The 19,704-nt window shown below is 60.4% G+C and carries 14 protein-coding genes; 9 read left to right on the plus strand and 5 right to left on the minus strand.

Features of this window, described 5'->3' with window-relative positions:
• Positions 1–40 precede the first annotated feature (40 nt).
• The 5 genes from OKC28_RS12275 to grpE all read right to left on the minus strand — a co-directional run bounded on the left by OKC28_RS12275 (position 41) and on the right by grpE (position 6,921).
• Positions 41–997, minus strand: a complete 957-nt coding sequence (locus tag OKC28_RS12275; protein ID WP_099369119.1) for an aminoimidazole riboside kinase — start codon at positions 995–997, stop codon at positions 41–43.
• Between the two features lie 115 nt (positions 998–1,112).
• On the minus strand, positions 1,113–2,603 hold the full coding sequence (locus OKC28_RS12280; protein ID WP_021138056.1) for a carbohydrate porin: 1,491 nt from the start codon (positions 2,601–2,603) through the stop codon (positions 1,113–1,115).
• A gap of 262 nt (positions 2,604–2,865) precedes the next feature.
• The gene (gene dnaJ / locus OKC28_RS12285; protein WP_021138057.1) at positions 2,866–4,008 is read right to left on the minus strand and encodes a molecular chaperone DnaJ; all 1,143 of its coding nucleotides are present in this window, start codon (positions 4,006–4,008) and stop codon (positions 2,866–2,868) included.
• Between the two features lie 113 nt (positions 4,009–4,121).
• Positions 4,122–6,047 (minus strand): molecular chaperone DnaK, encoded by a 1,926-nt coding sequence (gene dnaK / locus OKC28_RS12290; protein WP_005312589.1) that lies wholly within the window; start codon positions 6,045–6,047, stop codon positions 4,122–4,124.
• Between the two features lie 298 nt (positions 6,048–6,345).
• Positions 6,346–6,921, minus strand: a complete 576-nt coding sequence (gene grpE / locus OKC28_RS12295; protein WP_096118784.1) for a nucleotide exchange factor GrpE — start codon at positions 6,919–6,921, stop codon at positions 6,346–6,348.
• Positions 6,922–7,188: 267 nt separating this feature from the next.
• Between grpE and nadK the strand changes: the two genes are divergently transcribed.
• The 9 genes from nadK (at position 7,189) to OKC28_RS12340 (ending at position 19,196) form a co-directional block, all read left to right on the plus strand.
• On the plus strand, positions 7,189–8,073 hold the full coding sequence (gene nadK / locus OKC28_RS12300; protein WP_005312583.1) for an NAD(+) kinase: 885 nt from the start codon (positions 7,189–7,191) through the stop codon (positions 8,071–8,073).
• 113 nt (positions 8,074–8,186) lie between these two features.
• Complete coding sequence (gene recN, locus OKC28_RS12305; protein ID WP_005312579.1) at positions 8,187–9,851, plus strand: DNA repair protein RecN; 1,665 nt, start codon at positions 8,187–8,189, stop codon at positions 9,849–9,851.
• A gap of 492 nt (positions 9,852–10,343) precedes the next feature.
• Positions 10,344–11,237, plus strand: a complete 894-nt coding sequence (locus OKC28_RS12310) for a DHHA2 domain-containing protein (protein WP_125729226.1) — start codon at positions 10,344–10,346, stop codon at positions 11,235–11,237.
• A gap of 467 nt (positions 11,238–11,704) precedes the next feature.
• The gene (locus OKC28_RS12315; RefSeq protein WP_265421280.1) at positions 11,705–12,145 is read left to right on the plus strand and encodes a universal stress protein; all 441 of its coding nucleotides are present in this window, start codon (positions 11,705–11,707) and stop codon (positions 12,143–12,145) included.
• A 251-nt stretch (positions 12,146–12,396) separates the two neighbouring features.
• A complete protein-coding gene (locus OKC28_RS12320; protein WP_011898958.1) occupies positions 12,397–13,560 on the plus strand; it encodes an efflux RND transporter periplasmic adaptor subunit in 1,164 nt (387 codons plus the stop codon).
• Positions 13,557–15,497, plus strand: a complete 1,941-nt coding sequence (locus OKC28_RS12325; RefSeq protein WP_270689413.1) for a MacB family efflux pump subunit — start codon at positions 13,557–13,559, stop codon at positions 15,495–15,497. Before OKC28_RS12320 ends, OKC28_RS12325 begins: the two co-directional genes overlap by 4 nt.
• Positions 15,494–16,867, plus strand: coding sequence for an efflux transporter outer membrane subunit (locus tag OKC28_RS12330; protein WP_270689415.1), 1,374 nt, complete (start codon positions 15,494–15,496; stop codon positions 16,865–16,867). The genes OKC28_RS12325 and OKC28_RS12330 overlap by 4 nt, the downstream gene beginning before the upstream one ends.
• A 152-nt stretch (positions 16,868–17,019) precedes the next feature.
• Positions 17,020–17,826: a siderophore-interacting protein gene (locus tag OKC28_RS12335; RefSeq protein WP_270689417.1), complete on the plus strand. Its 807-nt coding sequence runs from the start codon at positions 17,020–17,022 to the stop codon at positions 17,824–17,826.
• A 263-nt stretch (positions 17,827–18,089) separates the two neighbouring features.
• Positions 18,090–19,196 (plus strand): 3-deoxy-7-phosphoheptulonate synthase, encoded by a 1,107-nt coding sequence (locus tag OKC28_RS12340; protein ID WP_270689419.1) that lies wholly within the window; start codon positions 18,090–18,092, stop codon positions 19,194–19,196.
• Positions 19,197–19,704: the final 508 nt, after the last annotated feature.

Here is a 19,704-nt window from a genome sequence, read left to right on the forward strand (position 1 = left end):
ATGAGAGTAGGGTCTGTTGAGCTGCGGTTCTAGCCGCAGCTCAACAGCCGCTTGAGGCTGATCGCAAAAAGGCATCCAGTTCTGTGCGGGTCGGCAGTGCCGTCATGGCCCCCTTGGCGGTGGTGGCGAGCGCCCCGCAGCCGTGAGCCTGAGCCAGGATGGCGGGCAGCTCGGCCAGCGTGGGCAACCGCTCGCCCTGTGCCAGCGCCGCCAGGAGTCCGGCGACGAAGGCATCCCCCGCCCCCGTGGTGTCGAGCGGGGTCACTTTCGGCCCCACCCACTCCAGCAGCTCGCCCTCGAGGCGGGCCACCACTCCGGCGGCCCCCCGGGTCACCAGCACCAGCGCCGGGCCCGAGATAGTGGCGAGTCCTGCGGCCAGATCATCCTCGCCGCTCAGCAGCTGCAGCTCGTCAATCGAGAGCTTGACCACATCCGATAGCGCTATGGTCTGGCGCACCACTGGCAGCATCTCGGCGGGCTTGCCCCACACCTCGGGCCTCAGGTTGGGGTCGAAACAGACCCGTCCCCCCGCGTCCTTGATGGCGGCCATGGCCTGCAGGCAACTGCCGCGTACCGGTTCGTTGGCGAGCGCGATGGAGCAGGTGAGCAACCACTGGCTGGCCTGGAAGCCGGGCAACTCATCCGGGGTCAGGAACTGATCCGCACTGGGGCGCACCATAAAGGTGAAGCTGCGCTCCCCCTCTTCATCGAGCTCCACCAACACTGTGGAGGTTCGATGAGCGGGATCCGCCCGCAGACAAGCGGTATCCACCCCTTCCCTTGCCAGGGTATCGGCCATAAAGCGACCGAAGGGATCGGCGCCGACCCGGCCGATAAAGGCTGACTCGCCGCCGAGTCGCGCCACCCCGACCGCCACATTGGCGGGTGCGCCACCCGGGCACTTGAGGTAGTGCAGTTCCCCTTCCGGGATCAAGTCCACCACCGCATCCCCCATTACCCACACACGATTCGTCACCTTGCTACTCCACTGCTGCACAGGATTCATTGACAGGGCCGGGCCCTCATCTCTTGGCTTCCATTATCAGCTAAACCGATTTAGCCAACCAACAGATCCTGGCACCGGCTGCCATTTTTGTGATCGGGATAACGAACTAGAACCAGGTTTCCATCTGCACGCCAAAGTTCCACTCGCCACCGGCGGTGAAGTTGCTCTGGCCCATGGCATCGTCACTGGCGTAGCTGTCGAGCTCGGATGACCAGTCCATCCAGGTGGCGAACACCCGCAACTCGGGACGCTCGAAGAAGCCGGCGGTCTGTGCCTTGAAGGTGGGTGCGAAGGTGAGCTTGGTGAAGTTGCCGTTCACCGCCTGGCGACCCTTGTAGCCCTTGGGATCCAGATCCATGTACTGCCATGCCGCCTCATAGACCAGCTCGACATTCTGGCTCAGCACCTGGGCTACCCGGGTATTGAGGGTCAGCCACTGGTATTCATCCCCTTTCACGTAACGATCCTGGCTCTGCTCTGCCAGCAGGGCCGGTGCGAAACGCCAGCGCGGGTTGAGGTCGGTAGCACCGAACACGGCGACCCGCACTGCATCGGCATCGGGCAGCAGTTCGCTGTCGGAACCCAAGCCCTTGAGCTCGGCACCCAGACCATGACCGTAGAGGATCGCCGCCTTGGAGAAGCCGGGGTTGATGCCAAAGAAGCTGTCGGCGTGATAAGCCACCAGGGTGTGGGCCCCCTTGTCTGCCGCCTCGCTTCCCTTGCCACCGTCGTTGATGCGCTGTTCGTTGTCATTGGCCGAGAGGCCGTTCACCATCCACTGCCAGTTGCCGAAGCGGTTGTTCATGGTGAGGATGTAGCTCTCTATGTCCGACAGACCGCTGGCACTGATGTCGCCATAGTCGCGACCATAGAGGGAGAAGTTCGCCTTCCAGCTGTCGGCCAGTTGCACGTCATAGACACCGCCACCGGTACCGGCCAGGAAGACCACGTCCGAGTCGAGCCAGTGGATGTCGAAGTTGTCCCGATCAAAGCGCTTGCCCGCCCACAGCACCGCATTCTTGAAAGCGCCATCGAAGCTCGCCAGATTGCCTATTTCGGCAAACACCTGACGGGTATTGAGGCTCGAATCGCTGGCGGTCCAGTCGTTGCTGGTCTCCACGCCATCTGCCAGCATCAGCTTGTAGCGTGCCCAGCTGCCATCCTCGAAGGTCTGGGTTTTGAGCAGGTTGGCCTCCATGTAGGTGTCGTCTTCGTTGCCAAGCCGGCCCACTGCGCCCCCCACTGATCCTGCCGGCGTAATGTAGGGACCGCCCCGCCCACCGTTGCCATTGCCGTTGACCAGGAGGCCAGAGCGGGCATAGCCGTGAAACTCGAAACCCTGTGCCCCCGCCGTCTTCTCATCCACCTTCTGGCTGCGGGTGTTGGCGACCTGGGCATCCTCACTGGCCGCACTCGCCTTTATCTCGGCCTGACTGGCACGACTCTCCGCTGCCTCGGCTCGTGCTTCGGCCGCCTGTACCCGCGCCTCCAGCGCCGCCAGCCTGGCTTCGATACCGCCCTCCGCCGCCCACAGCGGGCTGCTCATCCCCAATCCCAGCGCCACTGCCAACGCCAATTTGCTCTTGAACATGGTCATCTTCCTCACCTGTCGTGTGTTGCCCGGTCGGGCTCTGTTTTTATCGGCGAAGAGAGCATAGCTAAACCGCTTTAGCTAACTCAAGATGGCAGCTAAACCGTTTCAGCCACTCTGTGAGCGGGATAACATTTGTACAGAATGAATTGGCGGGAGTTGTGAGGTGGATCCCTCATCAGGATCCACTCAATAACGAAGAGACGGGCCAAATGACAGGCAAAAAGAAAGCCGGCACAGAGGCCGGCTTTGCTGGGATGCGCTGAGATCAGCGGGTCAGGTCGTCGAAGAAGCGTTTCACCCCTTCGAAGAAACCTTCCGATCTCGGCTTGTGGGTCTTGGCGGCGGCACCGCTGAACGACTCGTCCAGCTGGCGCAACAGCTCTTTCTGGGACTCGGTCAGCTTGACCGGAGTCTCGATGACCACCTTGCACATCAGATCCCCCACCTGGCCGGAGCGCACTGACTTGACGCCCTTGCCCCGCATGCGGAACATCTTGCCGGTCTGGGTCTCGGGAGTGACCTTGAGCTTGACGCGACCATCCAGGGTCGGCACTTCGATCTCGCCACCGAGCGCAGCAGCGGTGAAGCTGATGGGCACTTCGCAGTAGAGGTTGTTGCCGTCACGCACGAAGATCTCGTGCTCCTTGACGTGCACCTGTACATAGAGGTCTCCGGCTGGTGCGCCCGCTTCCCCCGCTTCCCCTTCGCCGGAAAGACGGATACGGTCGCCGGTATCGACGCCCGCCGGGATCTTGACCGACAGCGTCTTGGTCTTCTGGTAACGACCTTCGCCATGGCACTTGCGGCACGGATCCTTGATGATCTTGCCGCGACCGTGACAGTGCGGACAGGCCTGCTGCACCGCGAAGAAGCCCTGACGCATCTGAACCTGACCGGCACCGTGGCAGGTCGGGCAAGTCTGGGCTGTGCTGCCGGTGTGGGCACCGGAGCCGTTGCAGACCTCGCAGTGGACCAGGGACGGCACCTTGATCTCTTTGGAGACACCGCGCACCGCCTCTTCCAGGGTCAGCTCCATGGTGTAGCGCAGGTCTGAACCCCGGGCCGGACCACGACGACCGCCGCCGCTGCGGCCACCGAAGATGTCGCCAAAGATATCGCCGAACGCATCACCGAAATCGGCACCGCCGCCAAAGCCACCGTGGCCACCGCCACCCTGGCTCTGATCCACGCCGGCATGACCATACTGGTCATAGCGAGCCCGCAGATTCTCGTCGGTCAGGATCTCATAGGCTTCCTTGACCTCTTTGAACTTCTCTTCGGATGCGGCATCACCCTGATTGCGGTCCGGGTGAAACTTCATCGCCAGACGCTTGTACGCCTTCTTGATCTCGCGCTCATCGGCACCTTTCGATACCCCGAGCACTTCATAGAAATCGCGCTTTGACATACTGATCCTGTTGCTACGTAAACAGTTATGCAGACGGGCGTTGGTCACCCAACGCCCGTAAATTCATCGATCAAGCCGATGGGTAGAGCGGGCTCTACCCATCTGGGTGTGGCTTATTTCTTGTCGTCTTTCACTTCTTCGAACTCGGCATCGACCACATCGTCGTCAGCCTTGGAAGAAGAAGAGGACTGGTTGGCATCGGCGCCAGCACCCTGAGCCTGGGATTGCTGCTGGGCAATCTCCATCAGCTTCTGGGACGCTTCCAGCAGAGCCTGCTGTTTGGCTTCGATGACAGCCTTGTCGTCACCCTTGATGACGGCTTCCAGCTCGCTCAATGCAGTCTCGATCTTGGTCTTGTCGTCGGCAGGCAGGGCATCACCGGCTTCGGTGATCTGCTTGCGTACAGAGTGGACCAGACCGTCAGCCTGGTTGCGAGTCTGCACCAGCTCTTCAAACTTCTTGTCTTCGGCCGCGTTGGCTTCTGCCTCGCGTACCATGCGTTCGATCTCTTCATCAGACAGACCAGAGGAAGCCTGGATGGTGATCTTCTGCTCCTTGTTGGTCTCCTTGTCTTTGGCAGAGACGTGCAGGATACCGTTGGCATCGATGTCGAAGGTCACTTCGATCTGCGGCAGGCCGCGCTGAGCCGGACGAATGCCTTCCAGGTTGAACTGGCCCAGGGACTTGTTGTCGCTGGCGCGCTTGCGCTCACCCTGCAGCACGTGAATGGTCACGGCAGACTGGTTGTCTTCGGCAGTGGAGAACACCTGGGACTTCTTGGTCGGGATAGTGGTGTTCTTCTCGATCAGCGCAGTCATGACGCTGCCCATGGTTTCGATACCCAGAGAGAGCGGGGTCACGTCAAGCAGCAGTACGTCGGTCTTCTCACCGGACAGTACGGCACCCTGGATGGCAGCACCCATGGCCACGGCTTCGTCCGGGTTGACGTCTTTACGCGGCTCTTTGCCAAAGAACTCGGCAACTGTCTTCTGCACCATAGGCATACGGGTCTGACCGCCCACCAGGATGACGTCGTCGATCTCGCCAACTGCCAGACCTGAGTCTTTCAGGGCAGTGCGAACTGGTTCGAGTGAGTCTTTAACCATGTCTTCCACCAGGGATTCCAGCTTGGCGCGGGTCACCTTGATGTTCATGTGCTTCGGACCTGTGGCATCTGCAGTGATGTACGGCAGGTTCACGTCGGTCTGCTGGGCAGAAGAGAGCTCGATCTTGGCTTTCTCGGCGGCATCTTTCAGACGCTGCAGGGCCAGCTGGTCGTTGCGCAGGTCGATGCCCTGCTCACGCTTGAACTCATCTACCAGATAGTTGATGACACGGTTGTCGAAGTCTTCACCACCCAGATGGGTGTTACCGTTGGTCGCCAGTACTTCGAAGGTGGTTTCCCCTTCAACTTCGTCGATCTCGATGATGGAGATATCGAAAGTACCGCCACCCAGGTCATACACGGCAACCTTGCGCTCACCCTTGACCTTGTTCACGCCGTAGGCAAATGCCGCTGCGGTCGGTTCGTTGATGATGCGTTTTACATCCAGACCGGCGATGCGACCTGCATCCTTGGTAGCCTGACGCTGGGCGTCGTTGAAGTAGGCCGGCACTGTGATAACAGCTTCGGTCACCGGCTCACCCAGATAATCTTCGGCGGTCTTCTTCATCTTCTTCAGCACTTCGGCAGAGATCTGCGGCGGTGCCATTTTCTTGCCCTTCACTTCCACCCAGGCATCACCGTTGTCAGCCTTGGCGATGGCGTACGGCATGATCTTCAGGTCACGCTGCACTTCTTCATCTTCGAAACGGCGACCGATCAGACGCTTGATGGCGAACAGTGTGTTCTTCGGGTTGGTGATGGCCTGACGCTTGGCCGGCTGACCAACCAGGATCTCGCCATCATCGGCATAGGCAATGATGGACGGAGTAGTACGATCGCCTTCTGCGTTCTCGATCACGCGAGCAGTGTCGCCATCCAGAATAGCGACGCAGGAGTTGGTAGTACCCAGGTCAATACCGATGATTTTACCCATTTGACGAATCTCCAAATACTTTGAATAAACTGGCGAGGAACTCGCCTTAATGCGTTAACGGCTAGGTGGGGGCTGCCAGTGTGGCTTTCAAGCTCCCGGCATCAAATTTTTTGTGCCGCCGTGGCCTTGGAACCTATATGGGGTCTCAAGTTGACGCTTCAAGCCCTGCCCTCAAAAAACCGCACATTCTTGCCTTGTTTACGGAAGAATGCTTGCCAAATGACGCCAAAAATAAGCAGTTGGCGCCGCAACCAATAAAAAGCCCGCCGAGCGGCGGGCTCAGCACAGCTGATGGCAATCAGGCTGGCGCCTTGGATACCATCACCATGGCCGGACGGATCACCCGACCATTGAGCTCGTAGCCCTTCTGCATCACGGCGATGACAGTGTTCGGTGCCAGCTCGCCATTTTCGATCATGCTCATCGCCTGATGGGCATTGGGATCAAACGGCTGATTGAGCGGATCAAGCGGATTCAGACCAAACTTGGCCACGCCGCTTTGCATCGATTTCAGGGTCAGCTCGACCCCTTCGATCATCGGCTTGAGCTCTTCGCTCTCCTTGTCGGCCAGCTCGATGGCGCGCTCCAGGTTGTCCAGTACCGGCAACAGTTCGGCGACGAATTTCTCCAGCGCAAACTTGTGGGCCTTCTCCACATCCTGGGCGGCACGGCGACGCAGGTTTTCCATTTCGGCGACGGCACGAATGGCACGCTCACGCTCTTCATTGGACGCCAGCTGGGCGGCTTCCAGTTGGGCCTCCAGCTCGGCAATGCGGGCCTGCTCGGCTGTCACTTCACTGTCTACATCGGTCGGCTCGACTGGCTGGGCTTCCACTTGCTCCATCGTTTCAACCTTTTGTTCTTCGTGGTTCATGACATCTCCAATTTCAGGGTTGCTTATGAGGGTCTGCTGACGTTCGGGTGCGAGACAAGTCGGCAACAGACCCTGTAATGGCGCTATTATGGGGACGCAGCCTCGGCTTTCAAGGGGAAAAAGGCGCTATCGTCGCCAATGAGCCGCACCGACAGGTAAATTGCCACTTTTCCCGGTACGATGGCGCGAGCAGAACGCTGGCAGCAGACAAATCCCCCACAAAGCGGGGTATACTGCCCCCAATACTCATCCCAGACCCGACAGACTATGGATTCTCCGTTCAAAACCATTGCCCTGATTGGCAAACCCCACCACGAAGGGGCCAACCAGACCCTGACCGGCTTGCATCAGTATCTCACTACCCGTGGTTTCAAGGTGCTGGTCGAAAGCCGGGTCGCCCACACCCTCGGCATCATGGATGAAAACGTGATGGATCTGGTCCAGCTTGGTGAGCAGGCGGACTTGGCCATCGTCGTCGGCGGGGACGGCAACATGCTGGGGGCGGCCCGGGTGCTGTCACGGTTCGATGTGGCGGTGATCGGGGTCAACCGGGGCAATCTCGGCTTTTTGACTGACCTGTCGCCGCAGGATTACCTGCTGCCGCTGGAGCAGGTGCTTTCCGGCCACTACAAGAGTGAACACCGCTTCTTGCTGGAAGCCGCCGTCTATCGTCACGGGGAGCGCAAATCGAGCAACCTGGCGGTGAACGAAGCTGTGCTGCACCCGGGCAAGATAGCTCACATGATCGAGTTCGAGGTCTATATCGATGGCAGCTTCATGTACAGCCAGCGCTCGGACGGCATCATAGTCGCCACCCCGACCGGCTCCACCGCCTATTCGCTATCGGCGGGCGGCGCCATCCTCACTCCCAAGCTCAACGCCATCACGCTGGTGCCCATGTTCCCGCACACCCTGAGCAGCCGCCCCATAGTGCTGGATGCGGACAGCGAGGTGCGCCTGCTGGTCTCACCGGACAATCAGGATGATGCCATGCAGGTGAGCTGCGACGGTCAGGTGACACTGGCGGTACACCCGGGGGACGAGATCCTCATCAAGAAGAGCAAGCACAAGCTGCACCTGGTGCATCCGCTCGATTACAGCTACTTCCACGTGCTGCGCAACAAGCTCGGCTGGGGCAGCAAGCTGTTCTAAGCCGCTTTCAACCCGTCCTTGTCCATCCTGTTGCGGGTCGACTCTTTACTGTATGGAAAACCAGTATATACTGGATGCATACACAGTAATGTTGGCCCATACAGGATGAGACAATGCTGACCCAGCTGACCGTCAACAACTTCGCTATCGTCAAGTTTCTCGAACTCGATCTACAACCCGGTATGACCTGCATCACGGGTGAGACGGGTGCCGGTAAATCCATCGCCATAGACGCACTCGGCCTCTGCTTGGGTGAGCGGGCAGAGGCCAGCATGGTGCGCCCCGATAGCGACAAGACAGAGGTCAGCGCCCGTTTCCTGCTGGACGGCAACCCCGCCGCCCGCGCCTGGCTCGCCGCCAACGAGCTGGAAAACGAAGGTGAATGCATAGTACGGCGGGTACTCTCTGCCGAAGGGCGCTCACGCAGCTACATCAACGGCGTGCCCGTCCCCCTGACCCAGCTCAAGAACCTGGGTCAACTGCTGGTCAACGTCCACGGCCAGCACGCCCACCAGCTCCTGCTCAAACCCGACTACCAGCTCAGCTTGCTGGATGGCTATGCCGGCCATCACCTGCTGCTGGAAGAAGTGCGCCAGCACTATCAGCTCTGGCGTCAGCTGCAAAACGAGCTCAATCGCCTCAAGGCCGAACAGCAACAGCGAGAAGCCCGCCGTCAGCTCATCGAATATCAGGTGCAGGAACTGGACGAATTTGCCCTGCAACCGGGGGAGTTCGAGGCGATCGAAGAGGAGCATCAGCGGTTGGCCAACGGCACCGAACTGATGCAGGAGTGCGGCGCCTGTCTCGATCTGCTCTATGACAACGAAGAGACCACCATCGCCGGCCTGTTGCAGGTCGCCGTCGACAAAGCCGAGAGTCTGGTGGGCATGGACAGCCGCCTCAGCCCTGTGCTGGAGATGCTGAACGAGGCGATGATAGGCGTGCAGGAGAGCCACAGCGAGCTGCGCAGCTATCTGGATCGGCTTGAGCTGGACCCTGAGCGCTTCACCGAGCTGGAGGCGCGCCTCTCCAAGGCCATCAATCTGGCCCGCAAGCACCATGTCAAGCCGGCCGAGCTGGCACTGCACCATCAGGATCTTGCCAGTGATCTCGCCCGCCTCAACTCTGATGAAGAGCGCCTCGAGGGCATGGAAGATGAACTGGCCGAGGCCCGCCTCGCCTTCGTGCAAGCCGCCGAGGCACTGAGCCAGAGCCGTCAGCGTTACGCCGAGGAGCTCGGCACCAAGGTGACCGCCAGCATGCACGAGCTGGCAATGCCGGACGGCCGCTTCGCCATCGAGGTGCGACCGGATGCCCAGAGCAGCCTGTCGCCGCTCGGCATTGATCGGGTGGAATTTATGGTCACCACCAACCCGGGGCAACCAATCCAGCCGCTGGGCAAGGTGGCCTCGGGCGGCGAACTGTCTCGCATCAGCCTCGCCATCGTCGTGATCAGTGCCCGCAAGGTCTCGACCCCGACCCTGATTTTCGATGAGGTGGACGTGGGGATCAGCGGCCCCACCGCCGCCGTGGTGGGTCGTTTGCTGCGCCAGCTCGGTGAATCCACTCAGGTCATGGTGGTCACTCACCTGCCCCAGGTAGCAGGCAAGGGCCACCAGCACATGGTGGTGAGCAAGCACACAGACGGCAAGACAACGGAAACCCAGATGCAGGCACTGGATCAGGGCGCTCGCCTCAAGGAGCTGGCTCGTCTGCTGGGCGGTGACCATATCACCGACAATACCCTGGCCAACGCCCGCGAGCTGCTTGCCTCCTGAGAAGGAACGCCCAATACGGCCAGTAAAAGGGGAGCCTCACACCTGCGGGTGTGAGGCTCCCCTTCTTTATATGGCTATCTGACGTTGCGATCGCCCTATCCTCTCTTCTATTTTTCCCCACAAACCAGCCGCTTGGTTAGCCGACATCCAGGGAACTCTCTGGCTCGGATCGAGTGCGGGAGCCAGACCAGAGTACGGGAGCTAAACCTGGCTCAACCTCAATAAGCGCCGCACAGCAACAAGACCCGGCTCCGAGTGCCGGGTCTGGCTCCATAACAAGGTGCTAGGACAAGCCGATGCAATCAGCTAGGTGACGGTGTGACCATCAAGGACGGTGCGAGTCATCCTGGTTGCCATGACCAGCACCGACGCATAGAGTGAGACCAGGTCGGGAGCAAAAACCCGTGCGCCTTCACCTGTTTTATCTGCCCCCTTGTCCGGCCAGCGTCCTTGCGCGGTCGACCAGGAGCCTCCAACTTCAGGAATGCCTTTATGCTCCACGTGTTTGGTCACAAGAACCCCGATAGCGACAGCATCTGCACCGCTCTGGTCACCGCCGACTGGCTCAATGGCCAGGGCAGACCGGCCCAGGCCTATGCACTGGGTGACCCCATCGCCGAGACCCGCTTCATTCTGGAAACCGCCGGGGTCGATGCCCCGCCCCTGCTGCAGGGGAGCGTGGCCAACAAATCTGTGTTTCTGGTCGATTTCAGCGAGCTGGAGCAGGGGCCAGAGGGCCTTGCCGAGGCGGATGTGCAGGGGCTGATCGATCACCACAGGATCGGCACTCTGATCACTCGGGGCCCCCTCGATGCCTGGATCCGCGCCGTGGGTTGCAGTGCCACTGTACTGCTGGAGCTGATGGGCTATGACAGCCTCTCCCGTTCCCAGGCTCGCCTGCTGCTGGGCGCCATCATCAGCGACACCTTCAGCCTCACCTCGCCCACGACAACGCCCCGTGATCGCGCAGCCGTCAATGCGCTGCTGCCCCTGGCCGATCTGGCGCTGGAGCCCTTCGCACAGACCCTGCTGGAACGCCGCACCCAGTTAGGTGATGCTCCCCTGGCCGAGCTGCTCATCGCCGATGAGAAGGCGTACCAGATTGCCGGTTACACACTGTCTGTCAGCCAGATATGCGTGATGGATCCGGCACAGCTTCAGTCACGGCAAGCAGAGCTGGTTCAGGCCATGCAGGCCCGGCTGGAACAGGACAAGCTGGATGCCTATGTGTTGATGCTGACCGATCTCGCCAAGGGGAACAGCCTGCTCTATTTTGCCAGCAACGGCATCTTGCCCGAGCAACCCATCCATCTGGCCGGTGCCGTCAGCCGCAAGAAGGAGGGTCTGCCCTGGCTGGCCCACTATCTGTCAACAGACCCGGTGTGATGCCAAGTGGCAGGGAAGCGGTACACGCCGGGTTCCCTGCCCTCTCTTTCTACCCCATGGCTTTGACACGCTACCTCGGTCGGCATGCGACTTCTTCTGTACGCCCTGGCGTCAACTTCTCTCATCCTGCTTGTTCGTGCTCACGGCGTCACGCGATACTCAGATAGAGACCAGGCAGCATGATTCAGATATGCAGCGCTTGCTGACCATGCAAACATGCTAAAAAAATACCATTTTTATCCACAATTCCGCCGCTAACCGTCAAATATGCGGGATCCCTTCATTCTCCATTCAACTCGGTCTGTTATGCTGATGTAAACGAACATGGTTTTACTATGCATCACCGACAGAGGGTGACGCCAGACGACCTGGACATGTTAGCGCCATACCATATATAGCGGGAACACAGTGGTAAGAGACACACTTGGTGTCTCTGGTGACCCGCGTCATGCCAAGGAGAACTGCTTATGACCTCAACCCATATTGTGCTCTTGCTGGAAGGCAAGGATTACGAGCAAGAGACGCTGGCCAAAGCAAGCCGGTTGGCACAGGGCATGGGCACTGAGCTGACCCTGCTGCACCTGACTCACAGCAGCAAGGTGCGCCGCGAAAGCCTGTCGCTGTCCGAAGAAGAGCGCAGTGCCCAGGGCACATTGGATGCCAAGGCCATCATCAGTGAACTCATCACCACCTTGCCGCATCCGGTGGATTATCAGTGCCTGGTGGTCGATGACGTTGTGTCGGACCTGAAGCACTGGCTGGCTTCACACCCGACGGATCTGCTGCTGGTGGGCAGCCGCCATCACTGGATGGAAGGATCCCTGGCCCGTCTGCTCATCTACAAGCTGCCGATCGATATCCAGATCTGCCACGAACCCTACGTAGAGCAGCTCAAAGCCGTCAGCTAACCTGAAAGGCGCCCGCTCAAGTGGTGGGCGCCTCATCTCCCCCTGTCCCCTCTTGTTGCCATCGACACGCGCACTTTCCCCGTTTGCCACGCGACTTGCTCATTGCCGCCACCTCTGCCCAACCCGCTGGCAGCCTCACTAATGACAAGCCTGTCTACATGTTTCCTTACATATTCATCGCTGTTTTTTAAGCCTCGTTTGCTGCAGGATATTGCCCTTGCATGCCTTCGCACGTTTCATTCAGGTGATAAATGAACATAACTCCCAAGCAGAGAAAATTTGCCCTGCTCGCACTCATCCCCCTGGCCGCCATCACCTGGCTGGCCTGGCCGAATACGACCCCGGACCCGGTGCTGAGCGCGCCAGTGACCCGCCAGGATGTGGAGCAGACTGTGCTGGCAAGCGGCGTCCTGCAGGCCATAGAGCAGGTGGATGTGGGTGCCCAGGTCTCGGGTCAGGTGACCTATCTGGCCGTCGAGGCGGGACAGAGCGTCAAGCAGGGTGACCTGCTGGCCGAGATAGATCCCCTGATCGCCCAGAACAACCTCAAGACCGCCGAGGCGGATCTCGCCAGTCGCCGTGCCCAGCTCAAGATCAAGCAGGCACAGCTCAAGCAAAACGAGCTGGCCTGGCGCCGTCAGCAGCAGATGTTCAAGCAGGAAGCCAGCTCCCGCGCCGATCTGGAGAGCGCCGAAGCCCAGTTGGCGGTCACCCGGGCCGAGCTGCAGAGCGCCCAGGCCGAGATCGAGAATGCACTGATCAAGGTGGATCGCACCAAGACGGAGCTGGGCTATAACCGCATTCTGGCCCCCATGGATGGCACAGTCGTCAGCATAGTGACCCGCCAGGGCCAGACCTTGGCCGCCAGCCAGACTGTGCCCACCCTGCTCAAGCTCGCCAATCTGGAAACCATGACGGTCAAGGCACAGATCTCTGAGGCGGATGTCACCCGGGTCAAGGCCGGCATGCCGGTCTATTTCACCCTGATGGGCGATGCGGATACCCGTTATCACGGCACCCTGCGCACGGTCGAACTGGCCCCCACCAACATCAACGAGCAGGCCACCAGCACCACGGCCACCAGCAATGCCGCCGTCTATTACTACGCCCTGTTCGATGTACCCAATCCGGATCACACCCTGCGAGTCGCCATGACCACGCAAGTCACCATAGTGCTCGGCGAGCGCAAGCAGGTGCTGACCATTCCACAGACGGCCCTTGGCAAGAAGCTGGGGGAGAACGAGTACGAAGTCACCCTGATCAAGGATGACGATCAGAAAGAGACACGCCGCATCAAGACCGGCATGAAAGATGACATCAAAGTCGAGGTAGTCAGCGGCCTCACCGAGCAGGACAAGGTCAAGCTGGGTCAAAGTGCTCCCGTCAACGGCCCCGATGTGGAGATGATGTTGTGAGTGAGCCACTGATCCAGCTCAAAGGGATAGAGCGACGCTACCAGAGCGGAGAGCAGGAGGTTACCGTCCTGCATCCGCTGGATCTGACCATTGAAGCGGGTGAGATGATCGCCATCGTCGGCGCCTCCGGCTCCGGCAAATCCACCCTGATGAACCTGCTAGGCTGCCTGGATCGCCCAAGCGCGGGCCAGTATCTGTTTCGGGGGCAGGACACCGCCACTCTGGATGCCCTCTCCCTGGCCCGGTTGCGCTGTCACCACTTTGGCTTCATCTTTCAACGCTACCATCTGCTGCCACACCTCAACGCCGCCGCCAACGTGGAGATCCCGGCCGTCTATGCCGGCACCTCCCGCCCCGATCGGCAGGCACGCTCCCAAGCCCTGCTGGCACGGCTGGGCTTGAGTGATCGCAGCCATCACACCCCGGGGCAGCTCTCCGGTGGTCAACAGCAGAGGGTCAGCATCGCCCGGGCACTGGCCAATGGCGGCGAAGTGATCCTGGCGGACGAACCCACGGGTGCCCTCGACAGCCAGAGCGGCAAGGAAGTGATGGCCATTCTCAAGGAGCTGCACGTCCAGGGCCACACCATTATTCTGGTAACCCACGACATGGCAGTGGCCAGCCACGCGGATCGCATCATCACGCTGCGCGATGGCCGGGTGCTGGAAGACAGCGGCAAGCCGGCCACGACCACAGCCCGCCTCCCGGCCGCCTCCCCCGCCGCCAGGGCGAGCGGCAACGACTGGGATCGCTATCGCGAGGCGGGACGCATGGCGCTGCACGCCATGCTGGCACACCGGATGCGCACCTTCCTCACCATGCTCGGCATCATCATAGGCATAGCCGCCGTGGTGAGCGTGGTCGCGCTCGGTCAGGGGGCCCGTGCCAAGGTGGTCGACCAGATCAACGCCATGGGCACCAACACCATCGACATATTCCCGGGCAAAGATTGGGGGGACGAGAAGGCCGCCAGCATCCAGACCCTCAACAAGCGGGATCTCGATGCGCTGCTCGGCCAGCCTTATCTGGAAGGGGCCAGCCCCCAGATTGCCTCGTCGGGTCAGCTGCGTTATCGCAACAAAACCAGCAGTGGCAGCATAGTGGGAGTCGGCAGCGACTTCTTCCGGGTCAAGGGGATGAAGCTCACCAGTGGCCGCCTGTTTGACGAGCGCGACATCCAGAACCGGGCCGCGGTGGCAGTGGTGGATGGCAAGACCATAGAGAGCCTGCTTGGCAAGGAAGATCCGGTCGGCCAGGTGGTACTGGTCGGCACCCTGCCGGTGCGCATCATTGGTGTGGTGGAAGAGGAGACGGGGTTTGGCCGCAGCAGCCAGTCAGTGAACGTCTGGCTGCCCTACAGCGCCGTGATGAGCCGCCTCATCTCCCAGAACCACTTCAGCCAGCTCACCATTCGGGTCAAGGACGGGGTGCAACCCGCCCTTGCCGAACAGGCTGCCATCGAGCTGCTGACCCAGCGCCACGGGGTGAAGGACTTCTTCACCTTCAGCAGCGACAGCATCATCAAGTCTGTGGAGAAGACCACAGCTACCATGACGCTGCTGGTCTCCGCCATCGCAGTGATCTCCCTCATCGTCGGCGGGGTCGGGGTGATGAACATCATGCTGGTCTCAGTGGTGGAGCGTACCCGCGAGATAGGGATCCGCATCGCGGTCGGCGCTCGCCAGTCCGACATTTTGCAGCAATTTCTGATCGAGGCCGTGATGGTCAGCCTGCTCGGGGGCATGCTCGGGGTCGGCGTCTCCCTGTTCATAGGCCTGCTCTTCTCCCTGTTCGTGGAGAGCATTCAGATGCAGTTCTCGCTCTTTTCCATCCTGATGGCGTTTGGTTGCTCCTCGCTCATCGGGATCCTGTTTGGTTACCTGCCCGCCCGCAATGCCGCCCGGCTCGATCCGATCGAGGCGCTGGCGAGGGAATGACGATGCACAACTTATCCAAACTGGCGCTCTGCCTGGCCCTTGCTGCTGGCGTGAGCGCCTGCAGCCAGCAGAGCACCTATCACAGACAAGATCTGGCACTGGCTCCGAGCTGGCAACAGCCGGATGACGGCCTCACCCGGCAGCAGGCCGGCCTCTGGTGGCAAGGGTTCCATGATCCGGCGCTGGATCAACTGGTGGAAGCCGTGCTGGCCGCCAACCCTGACATGCAGGTCGCCGGGTTGAGGCTCAAGAGCGCACTGCTGGGCGCAGATTATGCCGATACCAACCAGACCCCCTCGGTCAGTGCCAGCCTGGGGGCCAACGGCACCAAAAATCTGAAAGATGGCAGTGCCAGCAGCGGCATGGGCCCCTCTCTCACCCTCAGTTATGAGGTGGATCTCTGGGGTCGACTCGCCTCGATACGGGATCAGGCGAGCTGGGAAGCCCAGGCTTCCGCCCAGGATTTGGCGGCCACCCGCCTGATGCTGATCGGCAAGGCGCTGGAGCAGTACTGGCAGCTGGCCTATCTCGGCTCGGCCATCACACTGGGCGAGCGGCAACTGGCAAATTACACCCGCGCCGAACAGCTGACCCAGGCCAAGTACCAGGCCGGCGCCATTACCCGGCTCGATCTGGTGCAGGCAAGCCAGCAGAAGGCCAACAAACAAGCTGAGCTCGCTTCGCTCCTGATGCAGCAGGAACAGGCCCGCAACGGGCTGCGCCTCTTGCTTGGGCGCAGCAGCGGACCGCTGGAATTTGCCCCGACCGCACTGACGACGAGCCCGGTGCCATCACTGACGGTCGGCATTCCAGCGGATGTGCTGGCACGGCGCCCCGACGTGCGCGCCGCCGAGTTGCGCCTGCGCAAGACACTGGCAAAAGGGGATGAGATCCGCACCAGTTTCTATCCCAGCTTGAGTCTCACCGGCGGTGCCAGCAGCACCTCGGACACCCTGACCCAGGTATTGCAAAATCCGGTGGGCACTCTGGGTGCAAGCCTGGCGCTGCCTTTCCTCGAATACAACAAGACCCGGATCTCCATTGCGAGCTCAGAGCTTGATTACCAGATTGCCGAAACCGAATTTCGCAAGCAGCTTTATACCGCCCTGGTCGAGGTGGAAGACGGCCTGGCCGCCCGCCATCACGGCGAGCAGCGCCTGAACTATCTGGCCGAGCAGCTGACGTTTGCCAAAGAGGCAGAACGGCTTGCTCGGGCTCGCTTCCAGGCCGGTGCCACCGGGGTACAACCCTGGCTGGATGAGCAGAACCGCCTGTGGGAGGCCGAGCTTTCCTTGCTCAACCAACAAAAGGAGCAGCTCAATACCATGGCCAGGATCTACAAGGCGCTGGGGGGCAGTGATCGCAGCTGAGCCAGCGCGCTCGACACCGCCTCTCATGCCATGAGAGGCGGTGCTTTTTCCCCCTCTTGATGTCCCCTTCCTGATTGCCTGTCACACAAAGCAATTGATAATAGTTTTCATTTGATGAAAAATGGGCGCCATTGTCAGTCAGGAGTATTCATATGTCTCAGCCCACCCCGGTCAATCGCCCTCGTCTGCTCACGGTCAAACACGTCCGGGATGTGAGCCCGCACCTGCGCCGAGTCTGCCTGACCAGCCCGGAACTCGCTGACTACCCCTTCACCTGCGGCGGCGCCCATATCAAGATCATGCTGCCACAGCCGGGCCAGACCCACGCCGTACTGCCCACGCCCACCCCGCAAGGGCCGCGCTGGGAAGACCCGAGCCAGCGCCCCATCATGCGCACCTTCACCATACGGGCATTTCGTCGCGAGGCACTGGAGCTAGACATCGACTTCGCGCTGCACGGCGATGCCGGCCCCGCCAGCCGCTTTGCCATGCAGGTCAAACCCGGTGATCTGCTTGCCATCTCGGGCCCGGGTGGCCCGGATCCCATGCTGCAGCCTGCCCGGCACTACTACATGGTGGGTGACCTCACCTCCCTGCCCGCCATCAGCGCCATGGCCGAGGTAATGCCCGCCGACGCCCAGGGCCACATCGCCCTGCTGGTACCCTATCAGGAAGATGTACAGGATCTGTCGCTACCCGCCGGCATGACCTTGCGCTGGTTTATCGGCACCCCCGAGCAGACTGAACCACTGGTGGCGTATTTCACCGCCCTGCCGATGCAGGAGCAGGCGAGCTACTTCTGGTTCGGCGGTGAAGAGGGGCTGGTGGTGCCATTGCGCCGTCACGTCAGGCGCACCCTGGAGGTGGATCGCACTCGGGTCTACGCAGTCCCCTACTGGCGCCACGGCAAAGATGAAGAGGCCTATCACCACGCCCGTCACGATGTGATGGACAGCTGATCTGCCCATTTTTTCCTTGGAATATCAAGCTCATGGCCTGCCGGTCATGGGCTTGATTGCTATGTGCACTCCCCTTATTTGCTCCTTGCCCCCCATTGTGGTGATCCGAGCGGTTGTGCTTGATTTGATGCAAACAACCAGATAATGATAATCACTCTCAACAATAAACAGTGATGACGCCCCATTGCAGCCTCTCTCCATGCCCCGGGTTTGGATGTGGCGCGCACGTCATTCACTCCCGTTTGCACAGCAAGGTAATCCAGATGGCAGTTTTGAACTCAGTAATGCGCGCCTTCGCGGTGGAGGCTCTTCCCACTCCTGCCGACCTGTTGGCACTTCATCCCTGTCCCAGCGAGGTTGCAGCGCAGATCGATCACCATCGCCAGCAGGTTCGCCAGATCCTGACAGGAGAAGACGATCGCCTGCTGGTGGTGATAGGTCCCTGCTCCATCCACGATCCCCTCGCCGCCCTCGATTACGCACAGCGACTGGTACGGTTGGCCGACGCCTATCAAGACAGGTTGCAGATAGTGATGCGCACCTATTTCGAGAAGCCACGCACCACAGTGGGCTGGAAGGGGCTGGTATTCGACCCCCATCTGGATGGCAGCAACGACATAGGTCACGGCCTGCGGCTGGCGCGTCAGCTGCTGCTCGACATCAACCGTCTGGGATTGGCCACCGCCACCGAGTTTCTCGATACCACCAGCTTCCTCTATCTTGCCGACCTCATCAGCTGGGGAGCCATCGGCGCCCGCACCACCGAATCCCAGGTGCACCGTCAGCTGGCCTCGGCGCTGCCCTGCCCTGTCGGCTTCAAGAACGGCACGGACGGCAATATCCGGGTCGCCATCGATGCCATTCAGGCCAGTGAAGCCTCCCATCTGTTCACAGCGCCGGGCAGTCAGGGCGGCATTGTGGTGATCAAGAGCGAAGGCAATCCCGCAGGCCACATCATATTGCGTGGCGGCACCCGCCCCAATTATCACCAGAGCGACGTGGAGGATGCCGTCGAACGCCTGACGCGGCAGGGGCTCAGCCACCGCCTGATGGTGGATTGCAGCCACGGCAACAGCCAGAAACTGCACAAAAATCAGATCCGGGTGGCAGGTGAGCTCTGCCGTCAGTTGGGGGAAGGCAGCGAAGCCATCGCCGCCGTCATGGTCGAGAGCTTCTTGCAAGGGGGCAGCCAGAAGCCTGCGCCATTGAACGAACTCGCCTATGGCCAGTCGGTCACCGACGCCTGCCTGTGCTGGGACGATACCCAGACCCTGCTCGCCATGCTGGCCGAGGCTGTCGAGTTACGTCGCCAGAGCAGAACCCGACGCCAGCCCGGAACGGTACACTGGGATGCCCAATTGGCCAGCTGAACAAGAGAAGGCTCCCCCAGCGGGAGCCTTATTATCTGCAAGTCCCGTCATTACCATTTAGTCAGCCAGGTCGCCAAATAAAATGGTCCAGACTTATCCGTTCAGGATAAAGACCATAGGGTGCGGGCTTTGGATGGGATACAGAAAATATCCGTGCTACCTCTCTTCATTCGTCACTCGATGACCAGCAACCGGCATACCGGCTCCCCTTTATGCCATGTCAGACAAAACTGAAAAGCATGCCAGTTAATGGAAAAAGCCCTTCGATGAGTAAAAAGAATCGTAGCTTGCTTGCGGGCAGCTTAATGCCCCCTAATTTTCTGGGGAATGATGGAGGCGAATATACAATGGGCTGTATGAGTCCAGTGACTCGTCTCTCATTGGCCGTCGGTGAACTGCTGGCAATACAAGATGGGGAAACCACAAGCCGATGCAGACATGACAATTAATCGGCCAATAAGAAAGGCAAACATCACGGCTGACAGTATGCTGTCGCACTGCGACAAAC

Origin of the sequence: Aeromonas sp. D3 (assembly GCF_027705025.1) — a bacterium.
Lineage (GTDB): Bacteria > Pseudomonadota > Gammaproteobacteria > Enterobacterales > Aeromonadaceae > Aeromonas > Aeromonas salmonicida.

Coding starts and splice junctions, on each gene's coding strand:
- OKC28_RS12280 (WP_021138056.1), bottom strand. CDS start 2,603: ATGACCATGTTCAAGAGCAAATTGGCGTTGGCAGTGGCGCTGGGATTG.
- dnaJ (WP_021138057.1), bottom strand. CDS start 4,008: ATGTCAAAGCGCGATTTCTATGAAGTGCTCGGGGTATCGAAAGGTGCC.
- dnaK (WP_005312589.1), bottom strand. CDS start 6,047: ATGGGTAAAATCATCGGTATTGACCTGGGTACTACCAACTCCTGCGTC.
- grpE (WP_096118784.1), bottom strand. CDS start 6,921: ATGAACCACGAAGAACAAAAGGTTGAAACGATGGAGCAAGTGGAAGCC.
- nadK (WP_005312583.1), top strand. CDS start 7,189: ATGGATTCTCCGTTCAAAACCATTGCCCTGATTGGCAAACCCCACCAC.
- recN (WP_005312579.1), top strand. CDS start 8,187: ATGCTGACCCAGCTGACCGTCAACAACTTCGCTATCGTCAAGTTTCTC.
- OKC28_RS12310 (WP_125729226.1), top strand. CDS start 10,344: ATGCTCCACGTGTTTGGTCACAAGAACCCCGATAGCGACAGCATCTGC.
- OKC28_RS12315 (WP_265421280.1), top strand. CDS start 11,705: ATGACCTCAACCCATATTGTGCTCTTGCTGGAAGGCAAGGATTACGAG.
- OKC28_RS12320 (WP_011898958.1), top strand. CDS start 12,397: ATGAACATAACTCCCAAGCAGAGAAAATTTGCCCTGCTCGCACTCATC.
- OKC28_RS12330 (WP_270689415.1), top strand. CDS start 15,494: ATGACGATGCACAACTTATCCAAACTGGCGCTCTGCCTGGCCCTTGCT.
- OKC28_RS12335 (WP_270689417.1), top strand. CDS start 17,020: ATGTCTCAGCCCACCCCGGTCAATCGCCCTCGTCTGCTCACGGTCAAA.
- OKC28_RS12340 (WP_270689419.1), top strand. CDS start 18,090: ATGGCAGTTTTGAACTCAGTAATGCGCGCCTTCGCGGTGGAGGCTCTT.